At 68.1% G+C, this 23252-nt stretch carries 12 protein-coding genes and 2 pseudogenes; 6 read left to right on the top strand and 8 right to left on the bottom strand.

Annotated features, from left to right (window positions below; translation table 11 throughout):
• Positions 1-67: 67 nt before the first annotated feature.
• The 3 genes from HW466_RS13660 to HW466_RS13650 form a co-directional block, all read right to left on the bottom strand.
• A complete protein-coding gene (locus HW466_RS13660) occupies positions 68-3553 on the bottom strand; it encodes an ESPR-type extended signal peptide-containing protein (protein ID WP_151005725.1) in 3486 nt (1161 codons plus the stop codon).
• 891 nt (positions 3554-4444) lie between these two features.
• A complete protein-coding gene (locus HW466_RS13655) occupies positions 4445-7420 on the bottom strand; it encodes a hybrid sensor histidine kinase/response regulator (RefSeq protein WP_174905821.1) in 2976 nt (991 codons plus the stop codon).
• Between the two features lie 141 nt (positions 7421-7561).
• Positions 7562-8341 (bottom strand): response regulator transcription factor, encoded by a 780-nt coding sequence (locus HW466_RS13650; RefSeq protein WP_151007132.1) that lies wholly within the window; start codon positions 8339-8341, stop codon positions 7562-7564.
• A gap of 599 nt (positions 8342-8940) precedes the next feature.
• Here HW466_RS13650 and HW466_RS13645 point away from each other — a divergent pair.
• From HW466_RS13645 to HW466_RS31915, 3 genes and pseudogenes are all read left to right on the top strand, one after another.
• Positions 8941-9720, top strand: a complete 780-nt coding sequence (locus tag HW466_RS13645; RefSeq protein WP_151006944.1) for a carbonic anhydrase family protein — start codon at positions 8941-8943, stop codon at positions 9718-9720.
• 57 nt (positions 9721-9777) lie between these two features.
• Complete coding sequence (locus HW466_RS13640; protein WP_174905820.1) at positions 9778-10695, top strand: hypothetical protein; 918 nt, start codon at positions 9778-9780, stop codon at positions 10693-10695.
• 515 nt (positions 10696-11210) lie between these two features.
• A pseudogene (locus HW466_RS31915) lies at positions 11211-11354 on the top strand (MFS transporter); the annotation flags it as partial.
• A gap of 374 nt (positions 11355-11728) precedes the next feature.
• Here HW466_RS31915 and HW466_RS13630 read toward each other — a convergent pair.
• The 4 genes from HW466_RS13630 to HW466_RS13615 all read right to left on the bottom strand — a co-directional run bounded on the left by HW466_RS13630 (position 11729) and on the right by HW466_RS13615 (position 15426).
• Complete coding sequence (locus tag HW466_RS13630; protein ID WP_151006411.1) at positions 11729-12439, bottom strand: outer membrane protein; 711 nt, start codon at positions 12437-12439, stop codon at positions 11729-11731.
• A gap of 98 nt (positions 12440-12537) precedes the next feature.
• Entirely contained in the window at positions 12538-13161 is a 624-nt protein-coding gene (locus tag HW466_RS13625) for a response regulator transcription factor (protein WP_059792249.1), read from the bottom strand.
• Positions 13158-14591 (bottom strand): sensor histidine kinase, encoded by a 1434-nt coding sequence (locus HW466_RS13620; protein ID WP_174905819.1) that lies wholly within the window; start codon positions 14589-14591, stop codon positions 13158-13160. Before HW466_RS13620 ends, HW466_RS13625 begins: the two co-directional genes overlap by 4 nt.
• 13 nt (positions 14592-14604) lie before the next feature.
• Complete coding sequence (locus HW466_RS13615) at positions 14605-15426, bottom strand: ion transporter (protein WP_244138230.1); 822 nt, start codon at positions 15424-15426, stop codon at positions 14605-14607.
• 231 nt (positions 15427-15657) lie between these two features.
• Here HW466_RS13615 and HW466_RS32280 point away from each other — a divergent pair.
• From HW466_RS32280 to HW466_RS13605, 3 genes and pseudogenes are all read left to right on the top strand, one after another.
• Positions 15658-16152: pseudogene (locus tag HW466_RS32280) on the top strand (ESPR domain-containing protein); the annotation flags it as partial.
• Positions 16153-16206: 54 nt separating this feature from the next.
• Positions 16207-19443: a YadA family autotransporter adhesin gene (locus HW466_RS13610; RefSeq protein ID WP_420908220.1), complete on the top strand. Its 3237-nt coding sequence runs from the start codon at positions 16207-16209 to the stop codon at positions 19441-19443.
• A 536-nt stretch (positions 19444-19979) separates the two neighbouring features.
• Positions 19980-20990 (top strand): hypothetical protein, encoded by a 1011-nt coding sequence (locus tag HW466_RS13605; RefSeq protein ID WP_151006472.1) that lies wholly within the window; start codon positions 19980-19982, stop codon positions 20988-20990.
• 231 nt (positions 20991-21221) lie between these two features.
• Here HW466_RS13605 and HW466_RS32275 read toward each other — a convergent pair whose 3' ends face one another.
• Positions 21222-23243 (bottom strand): FUSC family protein, encoded by a 2022-nt coding sequence (locus tag HW466_RS32275; RefSeq protein ID WP_174905817.1) that lies wholly within the window; start codon positions 23241-23243, stop codon positions 21222-21224.
• Positions 23244-23252: the final 9 nt, after the last annotated feature.

Here is a 23252-nt window from a genome sequence, read left to right as displayed (position 1 = left end):
GAAGGATCGCTCCCCCCGCTCTCGCTCCGTTGCTCCGCGAACCGCAGCGATTCGCGGAGCCGGCCGGTCAGAACTCGTAGCCGACCTGGGCGCGCACACCCGCATCGCCCGTCGACGTGACGGACAGCGCACCGTTCATCAGCCACTTGCCGTCGCGCGTCCGGTAGGTCGCGCCGGCCGCCACCGCCGAGCCGCTCTTGTAGTTCGCGGCACCGACCGCGACGACGGTCTTGCCCGGCTGCGACGGCGTCAGGTTCGGCATCGCCATGGCCGCGGCCACACCGGCGTACGCGTTCTTCGCGACGTCGTTGATCATGCGGTTGGTTTCGCCGAAACGTTGGTCCACCGATTCCATCGCGCGGTCGAGCTGGCCCTTCGTTGCCGCGTCCGTCTGATTGACGCCGTCCGCGATGTTGACGAGCCGGCGGTTGCCTTCGTCGGTGCCGTCGCCGAACGAAACGGTCATCGCTTCGTCCGCTTTCGAGCCCGCGCCGATCGCGACCGAGCCGTTGCCGTTCGCGCTCGAACCCTGACCGATGGCCGTGCCGTTTTCGCCGGCGGTCGAACCTTGGCCGATGGCCGTGCCGTTTTCGCCCGCGCTCGCGCCCTGGCCGATGGCCGTGCCGTTGTTGCCCGACGCAACCGAGCCCTGGCCGACGGCCGTGCCGTTGTCGCCCGACGCAACCGAGCCCTGGCCGATGGCCGAACTGTTCTCGCCCGACGCGTTCGAGCCTTCGCCGACCACGAGCGAGCCGTCGCCGCCGGTGCCCGTGCCGGGGCCCATGCCGCCGCCCGATCCACCGCCCGAGCCGCTACCTGTTTCGAGGTCGCCGACGCGATTCGACAGGTCGCCGAGCTGGCCGCTCAACTGGCCGTACTGCAGCGCGAAGTCCTGCTGCAGCGCATACAGCTGGCCGCCGTTCACCGCATCCATGCTGCCCGATGCGATCAGGCCGGGCGCCACGTTGTGCAGCGCCGTGCCGTTCATGCCGCCGAACGTCACGCTGTCGAGATCGATGCCGTCGTACACCACGGCGCCGAGCTCCTTGCCCGTGTAGTCGATCAGGCCGGTCGCCTTAAGCTGCGCGATCGTCACCGCATCGTCGTCGTTCACGCCGTTGCCGACGCCGCTCAGCGTGCGCGGGCCGCCCGTGCCGGCAAAGTTCACCGACGTGCCGCCGGTGCTCGCGCCGACCGTGATCGTGCCCGTCGTCGCATCCTGTCGGACGAGGCCGATTTCGCCCGCCGCGAGCTGGTTGTTGATCGTCGTGATCGCGCCTTCGTTGTTCGTCACGCGGCCGTCGATGTTCGTCACGACGTCGCCGATGTTGTGAACGATGGTCGTGCCGCCGTTGCCATCGCCGACGGTGAAGCTCGGTGCGGTGATCGAGCCGTCCGGGTTGACCGTCGAGCCGCCGCCGATGGCCGACGCGACGCTGTCCGCCACGCCGTGAAGCTGCGAGCCGTTGACGGCCTCCGTGCTTGCGCTCGACACTTCGCCCGCCGCGACGCCGGCCAGCTTGCGCTCGCCCGCGGTGCCGGTGAAGTCGACCACCGCGCCGTCCGTGTCCTTCGCGACCGTGATGTTGCGCGTGGTCGCATCCTGCTGGACGAGGCCGACGGTGCCGTTGCCGATCTGGTCGGCGAGCTTCGCGATGTCGCCTTCGTTGGTCGTGACGCGGCCGTCGAGATTGGTCACGACGTCGCCGACGTTGTGAACGATGGTCGTGCCGCCGTTGCCGTCGCCGACGGTGAAGCTCGGTGCGGTGATCGAGCCGTCCGGGTTGACCGTCGAGCCGCCGCCGATTGCCGATGCGACGCTGTCCGCCACGCCGTGCACCTGCGAGCCGTTGACGGCTTCGTTGCTCGTCGCCGTCACTTCGCCCGCCGCGACGCCGGTCAGCTTGCGATCGCCCGCGGTGCCCGTGAAGTTCACGGCCGCGCCGTCGTTGCTCGCGCCGACCGTGATGTCCGCGCCTGCGCTCGCCTGCTGCACGATGCCGATCGTGCCGCTCGTCAGGTCACCGAGCTGGTTGTTGATGTTCGTGATGTCGGTCGCGTTCTTCGTGATGCCGGCCTTGGCCGTCGTCAGTTCGCCGTCGAGTGCGCCGAGCGCGTCGCCGACGGTGTGCTGCGTGCCGCCGTTCACGAGCGTGTACGTCGGGCCCGTCACGGCACCCGTCGTCGGATCGATCGATGCGCCGCCGCCGAGCGCGGTCACGACGGGTTCGAGCTGCGACACGTTCACGGCGTCGGTGGCTTGCGTGCCGGCGGCCATGTTGACGATCTGGCGTTGCTGCGTGGCGTTACCCACGGCAACGCTGTTGTCGCGATCGGCGCGCGAGTTGACGCCGAGCGCAACCGACTCCGAACCCGATGCGATCGCGCCTACGCCGAGGGCGGACGAGTGATAGCCGGTGGCCGACGCATAGGCGCCGATTGCGGTGGCTGCGCCCGTCGTGGTGCCGTTACCCCCGATGGCTTCCGCGCCGAAGCCGAACGCGGAGCTGTTCCGACTGCTGGCGACGGTGTTGTTGCCGACGGCCGTAGCGGCCACGCCGGTGCCCTGCGCATTCGCGCCGACGGCGATTGCGCTGCCGGCTGCCTGTGCGGCGGCGGCGCCCGACGACGTGTCGACCTTGAAGTAGTCGTCGGTCACGGCCGTGGCGAGCTTGTTGTTGATGGTCGTGATGTTGCCGTCGAGCGCGCCGAGTGCGCCACCGACGGTGGTCTGCGTGCCGCCGTTCGCGAGGGTGTACGTGGGGCCGGTGACGGCGCCCGTCTTGGCGTCAATCGCGCCGCCGAGTGCTTTCACGACCGGCTTGAGCTGCGACACGTTCACGGCGTCGGTATCCTGCGTGCCGGCGGCCATGTTGACGATCTGCTTCTGGAAACTCGCGGCGCCAACCGAGATCGTATTGGCACGATCGGCAACAGCACCGCTTCCCACCGCGGTAGAACCATTCGCCGATGCAGTCGTGCCATATCCCAGCGCAGTCGAACCGATCCCCGTCGCATTCGCGGCACGACCGAGCGCGGCCGTATAGCCTGCCGAGGCGTTGGCACCCACACCAACGGCTAAGGACTCGGTACCCATTGCGTGTGCAATTGTGCCGAGCGCCATGGCGTTTTGCGCGCTTGCCGTCGCACTGCCGCCGAGTGCAATAGACGACATACCGGTTGCGGTGGAGTTCGGGCCGATGGCCATCGAACTATCCCCCGTTGCTACCGCCGGGTTTGCAGGAGCATACGAGCCGGTTCTCAACTGAATGTAAGTATCGTCGAGCGCCGCCATTGTCCCGACCGAGCGCGCGCTCATCGTGCTTGCGATCTTGCACACGCCAGCCGCGTCGAGCACACCATTCTCGCCGTCCGCCGTCGTGCACGCATCGGCCGCGAACGCGCCACCGATACCCGCACCGCTCAGCGCGAGCGCGACCACCGTGTTGCGCGCCACGCGCGCCGAGCCCTTCGAATGCGACTTCGCCGTTTCGGCGACAGCCGTCCACGTGCCCGTCGCGGCGTTCCAGATATTGCGGTACGTCTTGTTCATTTCCCTACTCCTTTCAGTTTGTTGGGTAACTGAAAGCATGGTAGGGATCGGGCGCGTCCGATTCTGTCGTCCGGGGCTGAATCGTGGCGTGATCGTCGTGGGGCCAGTCCTACACGCGGGCGGCCGCTTGACATGGCATGTGCCTGAACGGCGCTCGAGGGGCGGGCGTGAGCACGGGCAGGCATTGGGATCGAGCCGGTACGCGGGCTTGCCGCGCGCTGCGGCCGCTGCCGGGCGGCAATGCAGCGTCGAAGCGCACGCATTGCGGGTCTGCCGGAAGAATGAAGGACGGACGCCGCTCGCATGAAGCGGGACCGCAAACCATCGTGGGTAGGGAGATCGCAACGCTGCGACTCGATCGAAGGCGGCGCCGGTGCGATGCGCGGGTGCATCGCACGCGCATTTGCGTGGTGCGATCACGCCGCCGCGCATGCCGCCTTCGCGGCAACGGGAACGACGGACTGAGGGGCGAGCGTTCAGTGTTCGCATCTGGCAGCGTGTACGTATCAACACCATCACCCATCTTTGTCGTGGCCGCGCCCACCGGCCACCACCAAACGTTCGCCCCTCAGTCGGCTCCCGGCATGAATGCAACGACTATTGCCGGAATCATGTCAGGACAGCTTACCTTCAACATCCGTATCGTCCAATCGGACCAGGCTGAAAGTGATCGGAGATCCATGCGCGCGAGAGCGGTCGCGACAACACACGGCGCGCGAATCGCCGCTGCGTTCGCCTGCATGCGTAGCGTGCGTCACGGAAATGGCACACGGTCGATGCCGTGTCGACGGCGCAGTGCCATCGTAGCGGCAGAAAGCGCGTGTGACGATCAGCCCAGTCCGAGTCGGGCCGTGAAAACGTGCGACGGAGAGGGCGGACGACGGATGCCGGTCAGGCCGCCGGTGCCGGTGTCGCGCGTCGTCGCAGCGCTTCGCGCGCCAGGCGTTCGGTGTCGGCGAACAACGCGGCGAGCGGTGCGGTATTGCCGGTGCGCACGGCGTCCTGCATGTCGCGCACGGCGTCGGCCACCGCATGCTCGTGAATCGTCGCGAATGCACCGCGCAGCGCATGCAACTCGTCGCGCAGCGCGCGCGGGTCGTCGTGCGCCAGTGCCGCGCGGATCGCCGCGAGCGAGCGTTCGACGCTGTCGGTCAGCAGCACCTGCACGTCCGGCGGCAACGGACCTTCCGCGAGTTCGACGAGCGCCGAGGCGCGCGGGCGTGCGGTGGCGACGTTCGCGAAACGCCGCACCGTGCGGTCGATCGTCTCGAGCAGCACGGGCTTCACGAGTACCGCGACGATGCCGGCTTCCGCGCAGCGCGCACGCTCGTCGGCGCTCGCGTGCGCGGTGCTCGCCACCACGGGCAGGTCGGGATACTGCGCGCGCAGCACGCGCGCGAGCGTATAGCCGTCCATCCCGGGCATGTTGAGGTCGGTCAGCACGAGGTCGTAGCGCGTGTCCGCGCAGCGGCGCAGCGCGGCGGCGCCGCCGTCGGCCGCGTCGGCCGCATAGCCGAGCGCGACGAGCTGGTTCTGCTGCAACGTGCGGTTGACCGGATGATCGTCGACCACGAGCACGCGCGCGGCGAGCGCGGGGAGTGCCGTTGCGTCGTCCGCGTCGGCGTTGCGTGCGACGTCGGCGTCGCCGGCCGCGCGCAACGGCAGCGTAACGACGAACGTGCTGCCCAGGCCGGCTTCGCTCTTGACGTCGATCGTGCCGTTCATCAGTGTCGCGAGCCGCTTCGTCAGCGCAAGCCCGAGCCCCGTTCCGCCGAAGCGGCGCGAGATCGACGTGTCCGCCTGCGTGAACGGTTTGAACAGCGACGCGCGTTGCGCATCGGTCATCCCGATGCCCGTGTCGCTGACGCCGATCGCGACGGGCGACGCGGGATCGGTGTCGTCGCGCAGATAGACTTCGAGCGTGACGTCGCCGCGGCTCGTGAACTTGATTGCATTGCCGACGAGGTTCGCGGCGATCTGCCGGATGCGGGTCGGATCGCCGACATAGCGCGGCGCGAGCGCGTCGTCGACGACGATGTCGAACTGCAGGCCCTTGGCCGCCGCGAGCGGCTCGAACATCGCGCCGGTCTGGCGGATCGTCTCCGCGAGGTCGAACGGGATCGCCTCGATCGTCATCTGGCCGGCCTCGATCTTCGACAGATCGAGGATGTCGTTGATCAGGTCGAGCAGCGTCGACGACGCACCTTCGACCGTCCGCAGGCGCTCGCCTTGCGTGTCGCTCAGCGGCTCGCGGCCGATCAGCTCGAGGTTGCCGAGGATCGCATTCAGCGGCGTGCGGATCTCGTGGCTCATCGTCGCGAGAAACGCGGACTTCGCGTCGTTCGCCGCGTCGGCCGCGCGTCGCGCGTCGTCGAGGTGGCGCTCGATGGCTTTCTGCGACGTGATGTCGGACACGTTGCAGAGCAGCACGTCCGCATCGCGAAAGCGTGTGCGCACGAGCGTCGCGAGCAGGTCGACCGTGTCGCCCTGCGTGGTCGGCAGCGGCACGTGCAGATCGGGCTGCCACGCATTCGCGCCGGGCGACCGGTCGAAGCGCGCGAACAGGCGCGCGGCGAGCGACGTGTCGCCGGCCGCGCGCGCGTCGTACGCGCGCATCGTGTCGTTCTGCATCAGCACGGTGCCGTCGTCGAGCGACAGCAGCGCGATACCGGATGGCGCGGCTTCGACGATGGTCCGGTTCAGGTTCTCGCTTTCGACGATGCGCCGCGTGCGCGCGTCGTCGGGTTTCAGAACCTTGCGGTCGAACAGCACGAGCATCGTCCACGCGACGCCGAGCGCGATCGTCATCAGCGCCGCGTACCAGCCGACGCGCCGCGCGAGCGCGGTCAGCACCGAGCGCATCGAGAACGACTGGACGAGCGTCCAGTCGGTGCCGCCGATACGCTGGCTCAACGTGAAGTCGCCTGCCCGATGCGCGGGCTGCGGGCCGTCGGCGCGCACCGCGCGCGCGGCGGCGACCAGCCGCTCGACGACAGCGTCGGCCGCATCGCCGTGTTCGGCCGCGCCGACGCGCAGCACGGGACGGCCGGCCGAGTCGACGACGATCGCGGCATCGCCGTCGTCACGGCCGGCGAGCCGCTCGCGCAGCAGGCCGGCCGGCAGCGTCGACACGAACACCATGCGCGGCTGGCCGGCGTCGTACGCGGTGCCGACGAGCCGGAACACGTCGCGCCGCTGGATCGGGTCGTAGGCGGGCGCGTGCCACACGTAGCGCCCGGGCGGCGCGGGCCCGAGGTCGGGTGCGAGCTTGTCGAGCAGCGCGGCGACGTCGGCGGCGCCGACCGTCGCGAGCGGGTCGGCCGGCTGAGGCTGCGGGATGACGAGCGCGAAATGGCGGTTCGGGTCGTACGCGTAGCCGGCGATCGCGCGGTCGGCCTCCTGTTTCGCGACGTACGCGCCGACCCGGTAGCTCATGTCGCTGGCCATTTCGAGCGCGCGGCCGTACGACGCGGCGGGCTGCGCGGGCGAGAGGTCGGCGAGGGCGAGCACGGGCGGAAACCGCGGGCTGCCTTGCAGCACGACGCGGCCGTGCCCGTCGGCGAGCCGCGCGGCGAGCGCCGGATCCGTCGAGCGCGTGCTCCAGACCGCTTCCTCGTGCGTGACCAGCGTATCCATGCCGGTCGTGCGCAGGTTGAACTCGAACCGGACGAAGAACTGGCGCACCGCGAACTGCGTATAGCGTTCCTGCACGTAGTCGCGGCCCATCGCGTACAGCAGCGACGCGCTCGCGACGAGCGCCGCGAGCGTCACGCCGATGCCGCCCGCATACAGCAGTGTGCGCTGACGGCGTCCGACGGGCGTGCGGGAGGCGGAACGGCGGCGGTCTGCGGCGGCGCGATGATCCATCGTGGCACGGGGTGGTCGGAGAAGGTTCCGCCATGATAAGCGAGACCGATCGCGCTGCGGGCGCGACATGCGCGCACCGCGCGGGGCCGCGGCCCGTCGCTGATCGCGCGACGAACGCGCGAAAGGGGCAGTGCGCGAGCGCTAATCCTGTTCCGCGCGATCGTCTTCGGGCCCGGATTCGACGAGCCGATAGCCGCATCCGTCGACGGTGAGCAGCCGCAGGCCGTGCCGGCCGTCGAGCTTCAGCCTGTCGCGCAGGTTCGCGACGTGCATATCGAGACGACCGTTCGCCATCGCGGCAAGCGAACCCCAGACGAGCTGGCTCAGATGGGCGCGCGACAGCGGCCGGCCGACGTTCATGAACAGCGCCGTGGCGATCTGGAAATGCTTGTCGGTCAGTACGTGCTCGCGGTCGGCGACGCGGATCGTGCGACTGCCGGCATCGACCTCGAAGTCGCCGATGCGCCAGCGCCGATGGCCGGTCGCCCGGTAGTGGGCCCAGCGCAGCCACGTCGCGACGCTCGACACGATCGTTTCGGCGGGGGACGTATACGGCAGGTACTCGTTCGCGCCGGCCTCGAGCGCGAGCACTTGCGCCGTGGCGCCGTCGGTCTGGCTGGTCGCGAGGATGGGCATCGAATCCGCGAAGCGCGCACGCAGCGTGCGGATCGCGTCGCTGGCCCGATAGCACGGCGTTTCGCACTGCACGACGATCAGATCGAAAGGCTGGATATCGCAGGCGGCCAGCAACTCGGGCAGGTATTCGAAGCGAACCGGACGATAGCCGGCCCGCCGGAGGATGTCGTCGATCCTGAGGCGATCGTTTCCGTGGCCGGCGCGCCGCAGCCGGTCGTCGAACGCATGGCGTGACGGATGATCGAGCGTCAGGATGCCGATGACGAGCGTCGAGTCGACGGTCATGACCGGCGCGTACAGAAAGCATGCCGGCAGCGCGCGCGGCGCGCGGGTGCGCCGGGCCTGCGCGCTTGCATGCGCCGCCGGCGCGCGGCGGCTCGTCCGAAACCGGGTGCCGCGCTGTCGCGGCGCTCGTCCGGCGAGATGGATGCGGCTTCGATGCGCCCGCGCCGCGCGAACGGAAGAGTGCTCATGGACGGACTCGATGCGCGCGTGAAAGACGAATGTCGCGCGAAAAAGATCCCGCCGTGAAGGCGGGATGAATATCGACAAACTATCTCTGGAATGCACGGCATGCCCGAATTCGGGGAAGGCATGCCGGCGGGAGAATTGTGATGCCGTTGGCGCACGGCGTGAATCGGTCTGGTCCGAAAATCGCGGGCGGGATGCGTACATGTCGAATCCGGCGTACCGGCTCGTTCGCGGCGACTTGCGTTCGGCCCTTGCCGTATCGGACTGGGCTTACCGGTCCTACGCGCAGTATCGGACCACGCGCAGCGGGATCGTGCGGACAATGCGTGCTGCGTCAGGATGGCGCGCCAAGGATGCGCGAGCAGGCATTCGGCCGCATCGCGTGCATTTCATCAAGGAACACGGTACTCGACATGAACGTTACACGAACCGCGATTACGCGGCTTGTTACCGCGACGCTATGCGCGGTGACGACGTCGCTCACGCCCGCGCATGCGGCCGATGCACCTTCGCCGGCGAGCGCTACGCCAGCCACCGACACGTTCGATTACGACCACCAGCGCGACTGGCATCTGGAATCCGGCGATGCGCAGTCGCCGGTGGCGATCGATTCGGGCACGGTCAGGCAAGCGACCCGTTATGCCGACGAGAACAACGCGATCGGCATGCATGTCGCCGATACGCGCGCGAAGGTGATCGACAACGGCCACACGATCCAGATCGTTCCGGCCGTCGGCAGCGCCACCATTCGCGGGCGCCATTTCAGGCTTCAGCAGATTCACTTCCATTCGCCGTCGGAGCACACGATCGACAGTCGCAACTATCCGATCGAGGGGCATTTCGTGTTTCGCGCGCAGGACGGGCGCCTGGCGGTCGTGGCCGTCCTCTATCGCACCGGCGCGGAGAATGCGCAGTTCGCGGCCGTGATGGACGCGCTCAAGACGGGCGACACCGCGAGCCTGTCGTCGTTCCACGCGGCCGCGCTGATGCCGGGCAACATCAATACCTACTATCACTATCTCGGGTCGCTGACGACGCCGCCGCTGACCGAAAACGTCGAATGGTACGTGCTCGACGAGCCTGTCGAGCTGTCGGCCGACGACATCGCCGCGTTCCGGATGCGTTATTCGCACAACGCGCGGGTGGTGCAGCCGCTGAACGGGCGGCCGTTGCTGCGTTACGACGTGAGATAGGCGGGTCGCATGTCGCAGCCGCGCGAATAGGTCCAGTCCGATTTACTCGGGCCGTGCGTGCAGCGATACTCGGAGCCATTCATTCACATCACGGGAGAGCGGATCGGCGCGGCACACGCGAGACGATTCGTCGTCGACATCATGGGCATGCAGGACATCACCGGACATTTCGCGTTACCGCTCGCGCGTCCTTACACGGACGTGCCGCCGCCGTACGGTCGGCGTCGCATGCCGTTCGTGAAGAGCAAGCGGCCACGGCCGGGCGTGTTCGATCTGCGTGCGGTGCGCGGGGCGACGGAGGCTTCACGCGTCGAGGTTCGCGCAACGGATTTCGGTTCGGACAACCGACCGTGGGTGAAGCCGAAAGCGCCGCGTCGCCGCTGGCGGCCCACGCTGCTCGCGCTGATCGCAGGCCTCGCGTTCGGCTCCGCGGGCTTTGCGGCCACGCGGCTGTTCGACGTCGGCAAGCCTGCGGCGTCGCCGCATACCGTCTACGGGGCGGCGATTGCCGTTCGGCCGGCGGAGACGGTCGTCACGACACTCGCCGCGGCGAACGTGGCGCCGGACTCGCCGCCACCTGCCGCGAACGGCGCAGCGGCAGTCGCGCTGCAAACCTCGAGCGCGCCGCAAGCCGACGTTCGCGCCGCCGATGCATTGGCGACGCCGGTTTCCGCGGCGAAACCGGCCGTTGCGCGACGCAAGAAGGCAACGGTCGCGGTGCCAGATCGCGCGGCCGCGTTCGGCGGCGTCCCGGCGCACGCGGCGGCAGCGAAGCCTGCCGTGCAACGCCAGCGGGAGGCGTCGGTCGAGCAGGTACCGAGCGCGGCCGACGCGGTCGGCATGACGGCCGCCGAGTTCTCGCGCTGGCTGGACGCGACGCGCGAGTCGTCGCGTGCGGCTGCTGCGCCTGCGCCGTCGAATCCCGACGCGTTGCGCGTCGGCCTGACGAATCAGACGCGCTTGACGGATCGTTGATTCGCGCATCGCGCGACGTCGAAATCCGCTGGCTTGCATCGAGCCGCGCGTCGCGACATTCACGGAGCGATATGGCCGGCGCTTGCGCACGCGATGCATGGCGGCGAGAAAGCGTTCGAATAGAACATTCGTACAACAGACGAATTGAATTCCATCGCCGGATTCGGACCAGGCCGATTCTCAGCCGATCAACCGTCGTCGACAATGGACGTGCCGGCCGGACGTGGTGACCTGCCGGTGTCTCCTCGACACGGAGACCTCTCCTTGACGACCGCTCTTCCCGGAGCGGTCTTTTTTTGTCCATGTCGGCGGCGCAGCCTCGAATGGACTGCGGCGACGCGGCGAGCGCATCGCACGCACATCGTCTGAAGACTTCGAATATTCAAATGGAGGCGCACATGGCGAATCAGGACGCGGCATCGACCATCGAGATGCCGGGCGAATCGAACGCGCCCGTCTCGGCCGTCCGCTACTTCCAGCTCGCGCTGCTCGTGTGTGCGGCGGGTGCGATCTATCCAATGCTGTACAAGGGGCTCGCGATCGGCGTGATCTCGCTGCCCGGCTATTCGCCGGACGTCTTCCTGCCGCTGCTCAACGGCCGGCTGACCACCGAGTATCCGGGCATGCAGGGTTACCAGCTGCATTTCGGCTACATCGCGTGCGGAGGTCGGTCGTGAAAGGGAACAGGAAGGCGGCTTGGATGCGGGCGCTCGATGCTCGCATGAGGCAGCGTTTCTCTAGAGGTACGGAACATGGCGTCGGACGACACGTGGCCGCGCCCACCGGCCACCATCGAGCACCCGCGTTCAAACCGTCGCCGGCACACGGGGCGCGGCAGCGGAGCGGTTCGCTCCTCCCGGCATGCAATGTCCAGACTGCCGCCCACGAACCGTTCCGGTACCGCGCATCGAAAGCATACCGGCCGGCAGGCGGCCCGCCAATCGGACTGGACTGAAACGGCACGGCAGCGACGCGCTGGCGTCTTTCGTATCGGAATCCAGAGAGATACGCGCGGGCGGCGCTCGCCGAACGATCAGAAGCGGCCGCGCAGGCCGATGAACACTTCGTTGGAGCGCAGCGACGCCTTCAGTTGTTCGTCGCGCGCCGATACGCGGTTCACGAACGTGTTGTAGCCGGATTCGACGTTGCCCATGTCGACGAAACGATAACCGACGTCGAGCGTGAAGCGCTTGTTGATCGCATAGCTGACGCCCGCCCCTGCGGAATACGCAAAATTCGTTTGCGTGCGCGACGCGAACTGGCGCGAATCGTTGGTCTGCCAGCCGTCCGCCGACACGATCGCCACGCCGATACCGGCCGTGCCGTAGACGGAGAAACCGCGGCCCAGATCGAAATCGCGATAACCGTTCAGCATCAGCCGTTGCGACGACACCTGGAACTGGTTCGCGTTGGCGTCGAACGGCGCCCAGTAGCTGACGAAATTGCCGCTGCGCTTGAACGTGTATTCGCCTTCCGCGCGCCAGCCGTTGCCGAACTGGTACCCGAGGCCGACGGCGCCGGTCACGCGCGACTGGCCGTCCGGGCCGCCGATGCGGCTCGTTACGCGCGGGCTGGTGAGTTCCATGTTGGCGGCGTTGTCGAACGCGCCGACGACGCGGGCCGTCGCGTAGTAGCCGGCGTCGCTGTTGGTCGACGTGCGGGACGTCGGGCTCGCGGCATCGGCGAGGGCGGCACCGGAGAACAGCATCGCGAGCGACGACGGGACGATGAAGAGTCGGGACATGACAGCGTTTCCTTGTAGACGATCGATGAAAACCGTCATCGTAGGAATTACGCCGCTCGCTCTGTACCCGCTCACGTACGGATGGCGCCTCCGTAGCGTTACGGAGGCGCCGCGCCGAGCAACGCCGCGTAGTCGCGCACGAGTTCGACGAGTGATGCGGTGCCCAGCTTGTCGAGGGCGATCGCCCGGTACGTTTCGACGGTGCGCGGCGACAACGCGAGTGCGCGCGCAATCTCCTTGTTGCTCAGCCCGCGCACGATGCCTTCGAGCACCTGACGTTCGCGTCCGCTCAATGCGGCGACGCGCTGCGCGCGATGCCGTTCGGCCTCGGCGCGCGCGCGCCGGTCCGCGTGGCGGCGGATCGTCTGCTGCACGACGTCGATCAGCTCGTCGTCGTCGGTCGGCTTGCGCAGGAAGTCGACGGCACCGCGCTTGAATGCGCGACGGCATGCGTCGACGTTGCCATGGCCGGTAAGCACGATGACCGGCAAGTCGCGTTGCTCGCGCAGACGGTCGAGCGCATCGAGCCCGCTCATGCCCGGCATGCGGATGTCGAGCAGCACGCAGCCGAGCGCGGTGTCGAGCGCGTCGTCGAGGAACGCGTGCGCGTCCGCGTAGCAGCGGGTCGCTATGCCGACGGTGCGCAGCAGCAGCGCGAGGCCGTCGCGCACGGCTTCGTCGTCGTCGACGATCGCGACGACCGTCGCTTCGGAGGTCGTCATGGCTGGATCTCCGCGAACGGCAGCGACAAGGTGGCCTCGACGCCGCCCGACGGCCGGTTGTGAATCGCCAGTGCGCCGTTCTGGCGCTGTGCGAGCGTGTCGCAGAGCGGCAGCCCGAGTCCGAGCCCGTGGCCGCGTGTGGTGAAGAACGGCTCGAAGAGGCGCGGCAGCATGTCGGGCGGTATGCCGGGGCCGTTGTCGATCACGGTGAAGCGATATTGCCGGCCGGTCCGCTCGCCACTCACGCGGATCGATCCGTGCGGTGCACCCGACAGCGCGTCGCGCGCGTTTTGAATCAGGTTGTGCAGGATCTGCTCGACGGCGACCGGATCGGCAAGCGGCCGCGCGCCGGGCGTCGCATTGTGCCAGCTGAGCGAAATGTGCTCGCGAGCCAGCTCGTCCCGGTACAGAAGTTGCAGCGCGGACACGATCGCGTCCGGATCGAGCGCATGGCGCTCGCCGCCGTGCGCCGACGTTGCGGCGACGCGCAGCCGGTCGAGAATCGATGCCGCGCGCTTGGCCTGCGCGACGCTCGTCTGCAGCGCACGCCGGACGTTGTCGCGTTCGACCGGGAGATCGAGCAGCCGCTCGGCGGCGCGCGTGTGCGTGACGATCGCCATCAGCGGCTGGTTCAGTTCATGCGCGATGCCGGCCGCCATTTCACCGAGCGTATCGAGGCGGCCGAAGCGGTCGAGCCGCGCGCGGGCGTGTTCGCGGCGTTGCGCGTCGCGCAGGCGCCATGCGCCGAGTACGCCGCCGACGAGCAGGATCGCGACGGTGTTCCACAGCGCGATCGGCAGCCACGGCAGATCGTCGACGGTCAGTGCGCGCGTCGCGTGCAGCCGCAGCGCCTGAGGCCCGGTCGGCAGGCGCTTGTCGAGCGTCATCGGCCAGGCGAGAGGCATGGCGGCCGGCGGCCGGTTCAGCACGTCGAACCTGCGCCCGTTCAATTGCAGCGTGACGGACGTCAGCGACGCCGGCCAGTCGCCGGGCTGGAGCATCGCGCGCGGGTCGATTCGCACGGCCCATCCAGTCGCGGCGACAAGCCAGTATTGGCCGTCGGCGTCGAATTCGAGCACGTAGGGATTTGCCGCTGTGGTCGGCGGCGGCCGCACACCGGGCGCCGCGCCGTTGGCCGCCTGCCATCCGCTGCCGGGCCGCCAGCGCGCGAGCCCCGTGAGTTGCGGCATGCGTTCGCGCAGCTCATCGAGCATGTGCGGCGGCACGGTGCCCAACGGCGTGGCGCCGAGCGTGGCGAGGATCGCTTCCTGCTGGGCCGTTTTCTGGCCGAGCACGCGGATCGCGATGCTGGTGTCCTGGAAAAAGCGGTCGTGCGCGTCGGACACCGAACGCGACAGCACGAGCGCGGTCCCCGAAAGGCTCAACGCAAGCCAGCCCGACAGCGCCACGATGCGAGTGGAAATTTTCATGATGCGGCGGCGATTACCGGTTCGATGCGCGATGCGTCGACGCGGCGATCGTTTCGCCGGGTGTCGCCACGCATGCGCCGCAATGCGGGCAGGTGCCCGTGTCGGTGCCGGCGGACGCGGCCTGTCGTGCGCGGCCGCGCTCGAGTGCCGTCGCCACGAGTTCGGCGCCCATGATGCCGGTCGGGAACGCGATGATGCCGTAACCCAGCAGGATCGCGCACGACGTGATCAAGCGCCCGAGCGGCGTGTGCGGCGTCAGGTCGCCGTAGCCGGTGGTGCTCATCGTCACGGCGGCCCAGTACACGCCGACGGGGATGCTCGTGATGCCGTTCTCGGGGCCCTCGACGAGGAAGATCACCGTGCCGAGGATCACGACGATCACGAACATCCCGCCGATGAATACGAAGATCTTGCGCCGTGCACGCGCGAGCGCGCGGATCAACATCTGGCCTTCTTCCAGGTAGATCGCCAGCCCGAGAATGCGGAACACGCGCAGCAGCCTGAGCAGGCGCACGTCGATCAGCGCATGCAGGCCCGGAAAGAAGAAGGCGAGATAGGTCGGCAGGATCGACACGAGATCGACGATGCCGAAGAAGCTGCGCGCGTATGCGGCAGGCTTCGGCGCGGTGAGGAGCCGCACCGCGTATTCGACGGTAAACAGCAGCGTGAACGCCCACTCGGCGGCGTACAGCGCTTTTCCGTGACGCGCGTGCAACTCCTGGACGCTGTCGGCCATCACGACGAACACGCTCGCGACGATCAGCGCGAGCACGGCGATGTCGAGTCCGCGCACGAAGCGGCGGTGACGGGCGGCGTCGCGGATCGCGGCGCGCACCGTCCGGCGAAGGGGTTCGGTCGAGAGATTCACGCGTCGGAGTCTACGAGCCGTATGACGTCAATCCAATCGGACCCGTCTGATTCGGCCCGACCGTGTGGCGTGCCAGCGGTAGCGCCGGCTCGGTATCCATCCATTGGGGCCGCATTGCTTTCGGACTGGTCTTATCGAACCGAAGGCATCGAAAAAATACAGTGATTTCCAACGGATCAACTCATCTCTGGAGTCACCATGAACAAAGCACATCGCACTCTCTTCAATACGGCCACGGGCACTTGGGTCGCCGTTTCCGAGCTTGCAACGGCCCGCAAGAAGTCCGGCGGTCGGCGCGCGCTGGTGCGCAGCGCGATCGCGCTGGCGGCCGTCGCACTGAGCTTGGGCGCTTCGCAGGCCTTCGCGGCTACGGCGGGGGCAGACGCGTGCACGACGGCCGACGGCCAGAATGGCGTGGTCGGCGAAGCGGGCGTGTGCACGGTGCCGAGCGCCGGAGCGATCGGGTCGGTGGGCACCATGGGCGCCATCGGCACCAGTGCGGTAGTGGACGACGCGTATATCAAGGTATTGCCGGCGACGATGGGCGGAACGGCAGCCACCGCATCGGGAACGGCCGCTGTCGCGATCGGGAATGCGGCGGTCGCCAACGGCACGTCGGTTCTGGCGTTCGGATCTGCCGCGACCGCAACCGGCACCGGTTCGATGGCATTCGGCCGTCTTGCAAAAGCGACCGGCGGCACTTCCGCGACCGCGATCGGTAACGATTCGATCGCGTCCGGCACGTCGGTGCTGGCGATCGGTTCCTCGGCGACGGCGACCGGCAGCGGCGTCGTGGCAATCGGTCGCCTTGCGACCGCAACCAGCGACAACAGCACCGCGTTAGGCAACCAGACGTCGGTACTGGCCACGGGCGGCGTTGCGCTGGGCACGCTCGCCGGCGTTTCGGCGGGCGCCACCAATTCCGTTGCGATCGGTAATCATGCGACCGTCGACGCGAACGTCACGAACGCAATGGCACTCGGTACGAATTCGAACGCGACGCGCAACGACACCATCTCGGTCGGCTCGTCGACGCTGCAACGGCAGATCACCAACATGGCAGCCGGCACGCAGGACACCGACGCCGTAAACGTGTCTCAACTCGCACCGGTCGTAACCGCACTCGGCGGCGGCGCGGCGATCGATCCGGTAACGGGCGTCGTGACCGGCCCGACGTACGGGCTCGCGAACGGCGGCACGCAGCACACCGTCGCCGACGCGCTCGGCGCACTCGACGGCGAACTGACGATCGCAAAGGGCGATATCGCGAAGAACGCGTCCGACATCACGAATATCAACAGCAAGCTGAACGCGGCCGTGACCGACGACTACGTGAAGATCAACACGGTAGCGGATCCCGCGCTGGCGGCGGCGGACTCGATTGCAATCGGCGGTGCGGCCACGGCAGTCGGGACCTACTCGGTCGTGGTCGGCCACCGTGCGGCCGCGACCGGCAACAACGCCACCGCGCTGGGCGTGGACGCGCAAGCATCCGGCGAATCCAGCCTGGCAGTGGGCAAGGGCGCAACGGCAGCGGGGCACTTCGCGTCGGCCATCGGAGTCGGTGCAACGGCGTCGGGCGACCAATCCGTCGCCCTCGGTATCCGCTCCGTCGCGGATCGCGATGCTACGGTGTCCGTCGGCTCCGCGACGCTGCAGCGCCAGATCATCCACATGGCCGCCGGCACGGACGATACCGACGCGGTCAACGTCGGCCAGTTGAAGGGCGTGGCCGGCGCGATCGGCGCGGGCACGGCCGTCAACGCGGATGGCTCGATCGCGGCGCCGAGCTTCATGGTGGGCGACGGCAATGGCGGCACGAAGACGTTCGATAACGTCGGCGACGTGGTGACGAATCTCGACGGCCGCGTGACGACCAACGAAAGCGACATCGCGAAGCTCGCGGACCAGATCGGCAGCGGGACGACGGGGCTCGTCCAGCAGGCCGGAGCCGGCGCCGGGATCACGGTCGGCGCGAACACGGACGGCGCGACGGTCAACTTCGCCGGCACGGCCGGCGAGCGCAAGCTGACGGGCGTCGCGAATGGCGCAATCGCGGCGGGCAGCACCGATGCCGTCACGGGCGACCAGTTGTTCGCCACGAATCGCGACGTCGCGAAGAACGCGTCGGACATCGCCGGTCTGGGCAGCGACGTGTCGAACCTCGGCACGCAGGTGACGAACATCGACGGTCGCGTGACGCAGAACGAGACGCACATCGCGAAGAACACGTCCGATATCGCCGGTCTGGGCAGCGACGTGTCGAACCTCGGCACGCAGGTGACGAGCATCGACGGTCGCGTGACGCAGAACGAGACGCATATCGCGAAGAATACGTCGGACATCACCTGGATCAACGATCAACTGGCCGAGCTGTCGGGCGGCACGATCGGTCTGGTGCAGCAAGCGGCGGCTGGCGCGGATCTGACGGTCGGCGCGAACACGGACGGCGCAGCGGTGAACTTCGCCGGCACGGCGGGCGAGCGCAAGCTGACGGGCATCGCGAACGGCGACGTTGCGGCAGGTAGCCGCGATGCGGTCACGGGCGATCAACTGCATGCGGTGGCCGTCGACGTCACGCATCTCGATCAGCGGGTGACGAACAACGAAACGTCGATCACGCAGATCCGCAGCGAAATGAACAACGGTTCGATCGGTCTGGTCAAGCAAGCGGCGGCGGGTGCGGACCTGACGGTCGGCGAGAACACGGACGGCGCGGCGGTGAACTTCGCCGGCACGGCGGGCGAGCGAAAGCTGACGGGCATCGCGAACGGCGACGTCGCGGCAGGCAGCCGCGATGCGGTCACGGGTGATCAGCTCCATGCGACCAACCGGTCCGTCGCGCAAAACGCGTCGGACATCGCGGACAACCGCACGGAGATCACGAACATCAACGACCGGCTCGCCACCGGCCAGCTCGGCCTCGTTCGCCAGGACCAGGCGACGGGCGCGATTTCAGTCGCCGCGAACACGGGCGGCGCTTCGGTGAGCTTCGCCGGCACGAACGGTGCGCGCACGCTGTCGGGTGTCGCGAACGCCGCGAACGACGACGAAGCCGTGACGCTTGCCCAGCTGAAGGCATCGGGGCTGGTCGACAAGGATGGCAAGGAACTCGGCGCGGTGGTGTACGACGATCTGTCGTTGGCCAGCGCGACGCTCGGCGGCGTCAACGGCACGGTCCTGCGCAACGTCGCGCCGGGCCTGATCGCGTCGGGCAGCATGGACGCGGTGAACGGCGGCCAGTTGTACGACATGCGGCAGGATTTCGAGAACCGGTTCGCCGGTCTGGGCGACCGCGTGTCCGATCTGGAAGCGGGCGGTGTGCCGGGCGGCCCGGGCAACGGTTCGGGCGACTTCGATCCGTCCGGCAGCGGCGCGGGCAGCGTTCAGCTCGGCGCGGGCGCCGACGCGGCGGGCAGCAACAGCACGGCGATCGGCAACAGCGCGAGCGCCACGGCCGGCGGCAGCACGGCGATCGGCCAGGGCTCGGTGGCGTCGGGCGAGAACAGCACGTCGCTGGGGCAGGGCTCGAACGCATCGGGCAGCGGCAGCACGGCCATCGGCCAGAACGCGAATGCGGCGGGGAACAACTCCGTCGCGCTCGGGGCGGGTTCGACCGCGGATCGCGACAACGCGGTATCGGTCGGCAGCGCGGGGGCAGAGCGGCAGATCACCAACGTCGCGGCGGGTACCGCGCCCACCGATGCGGTGAACGTGCAGCAGATGAACAACGCCGCGCACAGCGCGCGTCAGGACGCGATGGGCGGCGTAGCGGCGGCGATGGCCGTCGCCGGGCTGCCGCAGTCGACGCAGCCCGGCCGGACTTTCGTTGCAATCGCCGGCAGCACGTACGGCGGCGAATACGGTTCGGCGCTGGGTGTGTCGTACATGACGCGCGACGGCAAGTGGACGATCAAGGCCTCGGCGAACACGAGCAGCCGCGGTGCCGTGGGCGCGGTCGTGGGGGGCGGCTTCTACTGGTAAGCGGCATGCGTGCGACGGGCGGCGGCGCCGTGCCGCCGTCCATCGGTCCACTGGCGGTACGGAGTGCGCTTTGTGTGACGGCGTCCTTCATCCGCACGGTGGCAGCTTGCCGATGTGCGATTCGGCGGGATTCGCGGTTTCGACCGACAAGTCCGGTCACTTCCCCTGGCGCCGGTGTCGCGCGTATGTGATGAGCGCCATCAGCGGCTGATTCGGTTCGCGTGCGATGCCGGCTGCCGTTTCGCCGGGCATTTCGAGCTGTCGTAGCGGTCGAGCCGCGCACGCGCGTCGCGACGGGAAAGGCGATGCTTCGCCCAAGAATCGGATCAGGCCTACATTTCCCGCGCATCGTCGTCATGCAGTCCGATGTCTGTACGCGCGTTCAATCTTCAATATCTCTGTTTCGCGATCGGGCGCGACGAAATCGCGCTCGAAGGCGGCGGGCGCCCGGCGTCCGTCCCGCCATTGTTCCAGCGGTGCCAGTGTCTGCAGGATGCCGGACCCAACACCCTCACCACAACAGAACGAGAACCGACATGATCCTAGAAAAGTTTCGGCCAGCAACACTGGCCGCCCTGATGCTACCGCTGATCGCCGCATTGCCTCTTTCGGCGCACGGCCACGTCAAGTGGTTCAGCGAATACGACGTGAAAACGAGTCCGCTCGCTTTGAGCGAGCTCGCAACCTCTACGTTGTTCTTGACGTTGTTCGCCGCGAGCCTGATCGCAGTGCTGATCGTGATCGCGATCGATCGCAGACTCACGATGCCATCGGGCATCGCGCGGCTCGAGTATGCCGGCGAACGGTACGCGAGCCGTTTCGTGCGCGCCGCGACCGCCGTGTTCTTCGTCTCGTTGCAACTCGCCGGTCTCGACGTGCTGCTGACGCCTGAACTGGCATCCGCTTCCGCGCTCGTTCCCGTGCTGCACTATGCCATTGCCGCGCTCGTGCTGTTCGAAGCGACCGCGTGGCTCGGCGGCGTGCTGATCGTTGTGCTGTATGCGATGGGCGCGAGCCAGTACGGCATGTTTCATATGCTCGACTACGTGATCTTCATCGGTATCGCCGCCTTCCTGGTCCTTGTGTCGTTGTTTCGTGGCCAGCACGTCGAGAGGGCGTTGGCGATACTGCGCCTCTCGACGGCATTCTCGCTGCTCTGGGGCGCCATCGAGAAATTCGCGTATCCGGACGGCTTCCATCAGCTGTTCGACGCATACCCGTATTTGACCTTCGGGCTCGACAGGACCTTCTTCCTGTGGAGCGCCGGCTTCGTGGAGTTCGTGTGCGCGTATCTGCTCGTCGCGGGGCGGCTATCGGCAAAAGGCAGTTGCGTAGTGCTGCTGTTCTTCTTCGGGATTGCCGTCATTCCGTTCGGCATGGTCGATGCGATTGGCCATTGCATGTTCGCGGCCTCCTTGATCGCACTGCTATGCACCCCTAACCGGACCGGCGCGACCCTCCGCACATTCAGAAGCATCGGCCGTTTTGTGGGAAGCATGGTCGTCATGTTCGGGACGTATTACACGTTGCAGACTGCATTGGTGTAAGCCGGCGACAGCAGCTCGGCCAAGGTGGCCGTCAGCATCGCGGCGCCCCGACCATACTGCCGCGCCAGCGCGCCGATCGGCATTGCGCGCTGGCATGGCGGGCCTTGCCGCGTCGGCTCCAGGTTGCCGCAACGCTCGGATCACGATACGTCGGTGCGATGGGCGCACGCTTGCCTGATGCCACGACACGCATTTCTACAACCGGCGCCGGCCCGATGGTCCGCATCGCTATCAGCCTCCCGTAACGGCCCGTCGAGCCAGGCTGGATTCCGATAACGTCGACATCAGACGCACTGCCTGATCGGTTACAAAATTCCGTCGCGGGTCGCCTGGATGTGCGCCAATCGCGAACCATGCCCGCCGAGCGCCGGTCAAGTCGGGCGCAAGGCATTCAAGTGGCGCGGCTGCGCCGATTGCATCGCGCAGGTGACGAACCAGCTCGCGCGCATCGCCGGTATGGCACCGTCGCTTCAAGACGGTCTCAACGCGCATGGCCGTCAACAGCGCGTCGAGTTCGTCGGTCGCTGTGCACGCGCGCCGCCTTGTCGCGATGAGCGCATCTTCGTCGATGCCGCGCGTCGTGACGAACGTACGGACGAGTTCGATGTATTCCGTGACGGCCGCAATCGCACTGCTCGATACGGCGTCGAGCCGCCCGCGCTCCCAATCGGGCCACGCGAGCACGCTGACGCCGAGCGCAACGAGCGCGCCCGCGATGCTGTTCGCGACCCGCATGCCGGCAAGGAGCCACGGCGATGCGATCGGTGCACCGAGATACGCGACCAGGATGAAATGCGGCGTCAGGAACAAGATGTACGACACGTAGTCGAGCGGCCTCGCGGAAAACGTGCCCGTCGCAAGCGGCACGATGGCCAGCGCGAGAACCACCGGGTTATGACATACGAGCGCGACCGCTGATGCGAGAATCGCGCCCAGGATCGTGCCGAGTACCCTCAGGGCCGACGTCCTGAGCGTGTGCGGCACGGTCGGCTGCGCGACGAACAACGTCGTCAGCACCATCCAGTAACCCTGTTGGACGTCGAACGCGCGCACCAGTATGGCCGAGAGCATGGCCGCCACGGACAGGCGCAGCGCATAGCGCGCGATGCGTCCGTTTGCGCGGATTTCCATCAGCGCCGAGCCTGTCGCGGTCGCGATCGCGCCGAACGGCTCGTGCCGTCGCGTTTGCTGCGGCGGTGTCGGGCGTCGATTGACGCCATCCGTGCCGCCGATATCCGTGAATGCCATCACGAGCGCCAGACACGATTGCAGCCACGTCCGCGCCGGTTCGGCCAGCGCCGCGCCTTCCGCTCGCAGCGTCGCGCCGCGCAGATCCGCAGCCAGCCGGTTGCGCAGCCGCGTGACGGCGGCGCAAGCATCCGGCCGCGCAAGCACGGCGTCGGCGTGCGCGTCGATCAACGCGATGAGCCGATGCAGTGACGGAACCAGCAGCGCGGCTGCGGCGCCGCTGTCGGTCGGCCGATTGCGCATCAAGCTATCGAGGCTCGCAAGCAGTGCGATCGAGCGTTCGCCGCCTCGCTGCCATGCCGTCACGGCGGCGCCGACATCGTCCGGGTGGCTCCGTGCCGCGCGAACCAGCGCATCGAGGCGCGTTCGCAGTGCCGCGCGGTTCGGGCCGCTCGCGTGCCGCGCATCGTGCGCGACCGGCACCAGCGCACGCACGAACGATCCCGCCGCGTACAGATAGGCGAACGCCGCCCGGCGTGCGCGGGTCGCAGGGGTTTCGTGCCAGAGGCCGACGAGGCATGCGACCGCCCACAGGCTGCCGGCCGCGAAGCTTGCTGCATACTCGGCCGGCGCCGGCCACGGATGTGCGGGAAACGCGGCCGACACCGCGCACGCGGTGGCAAGCAGCAGGCCGCGCGTGCCGATCGTTGCGCCGCCCAGCCGGGCGAGGCCGCCGATATAGACGGCAATGCCGGTCAGGGCGATCGCGAGCCAGGCGAGATCCGCCACGGCTGTCGCGGCGGCGGACGCAAGCGCGCCGACCAGTCCGAACAGCACGCCCGCGAGCGCACGCTCGCGGATCGATTCCGACGGCTCGTCGGCGAGGCAGGTCCAGAACGCGGCAATCGCCGCCCAGCACAGCAGCGGCGCGTGCAGCGTGGCGGCGAGCAGCGCGGGCGCCGCACACACCAGTCCGGCCTTCAGAGCCGTGGGCAGCGGCAGGTGATGCCGCCCGTCGCGTACCACGCGGATAGCCGAGTCTCGGATGCGCTTGATGGCACTCATCGGATGCTC

Origin of the sequence: Burkholderia territorii (assembly GCF_902833055.1) — a bacterium.
GTDB lineage: Bacteria > Pseudomonadota > Gammaproteobacteria > Burkholderiales > Burkholderiaceae > Burkholderia > Burkholderia territorii.
This window is presented reverse-complemented; position numbering and strand designations above follow the sequence as displayed.

What these genes read in the sequence shown, in the direction of transcription:
- HW466_RS13660 (WP_151005725.1), bottom strand. Translation starts at nt 3,553, where the DNA reads ATGAACAAGACGTACCGCAATATCTGGAACGCCGCGACGGGCACGTGG.
- HW466_RS13655 (WP_174905821.1), bottom strand. Translation starts at nt 7,420, where the DNA reads ATGGATCATCGCGCCGCCGCAGACCGCCGCCGTTCCGCCTCCCGCACG.
- HW466_RS13650 (WP_151007132.1), bottom strand. Translation starts at nt 8,341, where the DNA reads ATGACCGTCGACTCGACGCTCGTCATCGGCATCCTGACGCTCGATCAT.
- HW466_RS13645 (WP_151006944.1), top strand. Translation starts at nt 8,941, where the DNA reads ATGAACGTTACACGAACCGCGATTACGCGGCTTGTTACCGCGACGCTA.
- HW466_RS13630 (WP_151006411.1), bottom strand. Translation starts at nt 12,439, where the DNA reads ATGTCCCGACTCTTCATCGTCCCGTCGTCGCTCGCGATGCTGTTCTCC.
- HW466_RS13625 (WP_059792249.1), bottom strand. Translation starts at nt 13,161, where the DNA reads ATGACGACCTCCGAAGCGACGGTCGTCGCGATCGTCGACGACGACGAA.
- HW466_RS13620 (WP_174905819.1), bottom strand. Translation starts at nt 14,591, where the DNA reads ATGAAAATTTCCACTCGCATCGTGGCGCTGTCGGGCTGGCTTGCGTTG.
- HW466_RS13605 (WP_151006472.1), top strand. Translation starts at nt 19,980, where the DNA reads ATGATCCTAGAAAAGTTTCGGCCAGCAACACTGGCCGCCCTGATGCTA.
- HW466_RS32275 (WP_174905817.1), bottom strand. Translation starts at nt 23,243, where the DNA reads ATGAGTGCCATCAAGCGCATCCGAGACTCGGCTATCCGCGTGGTACGC.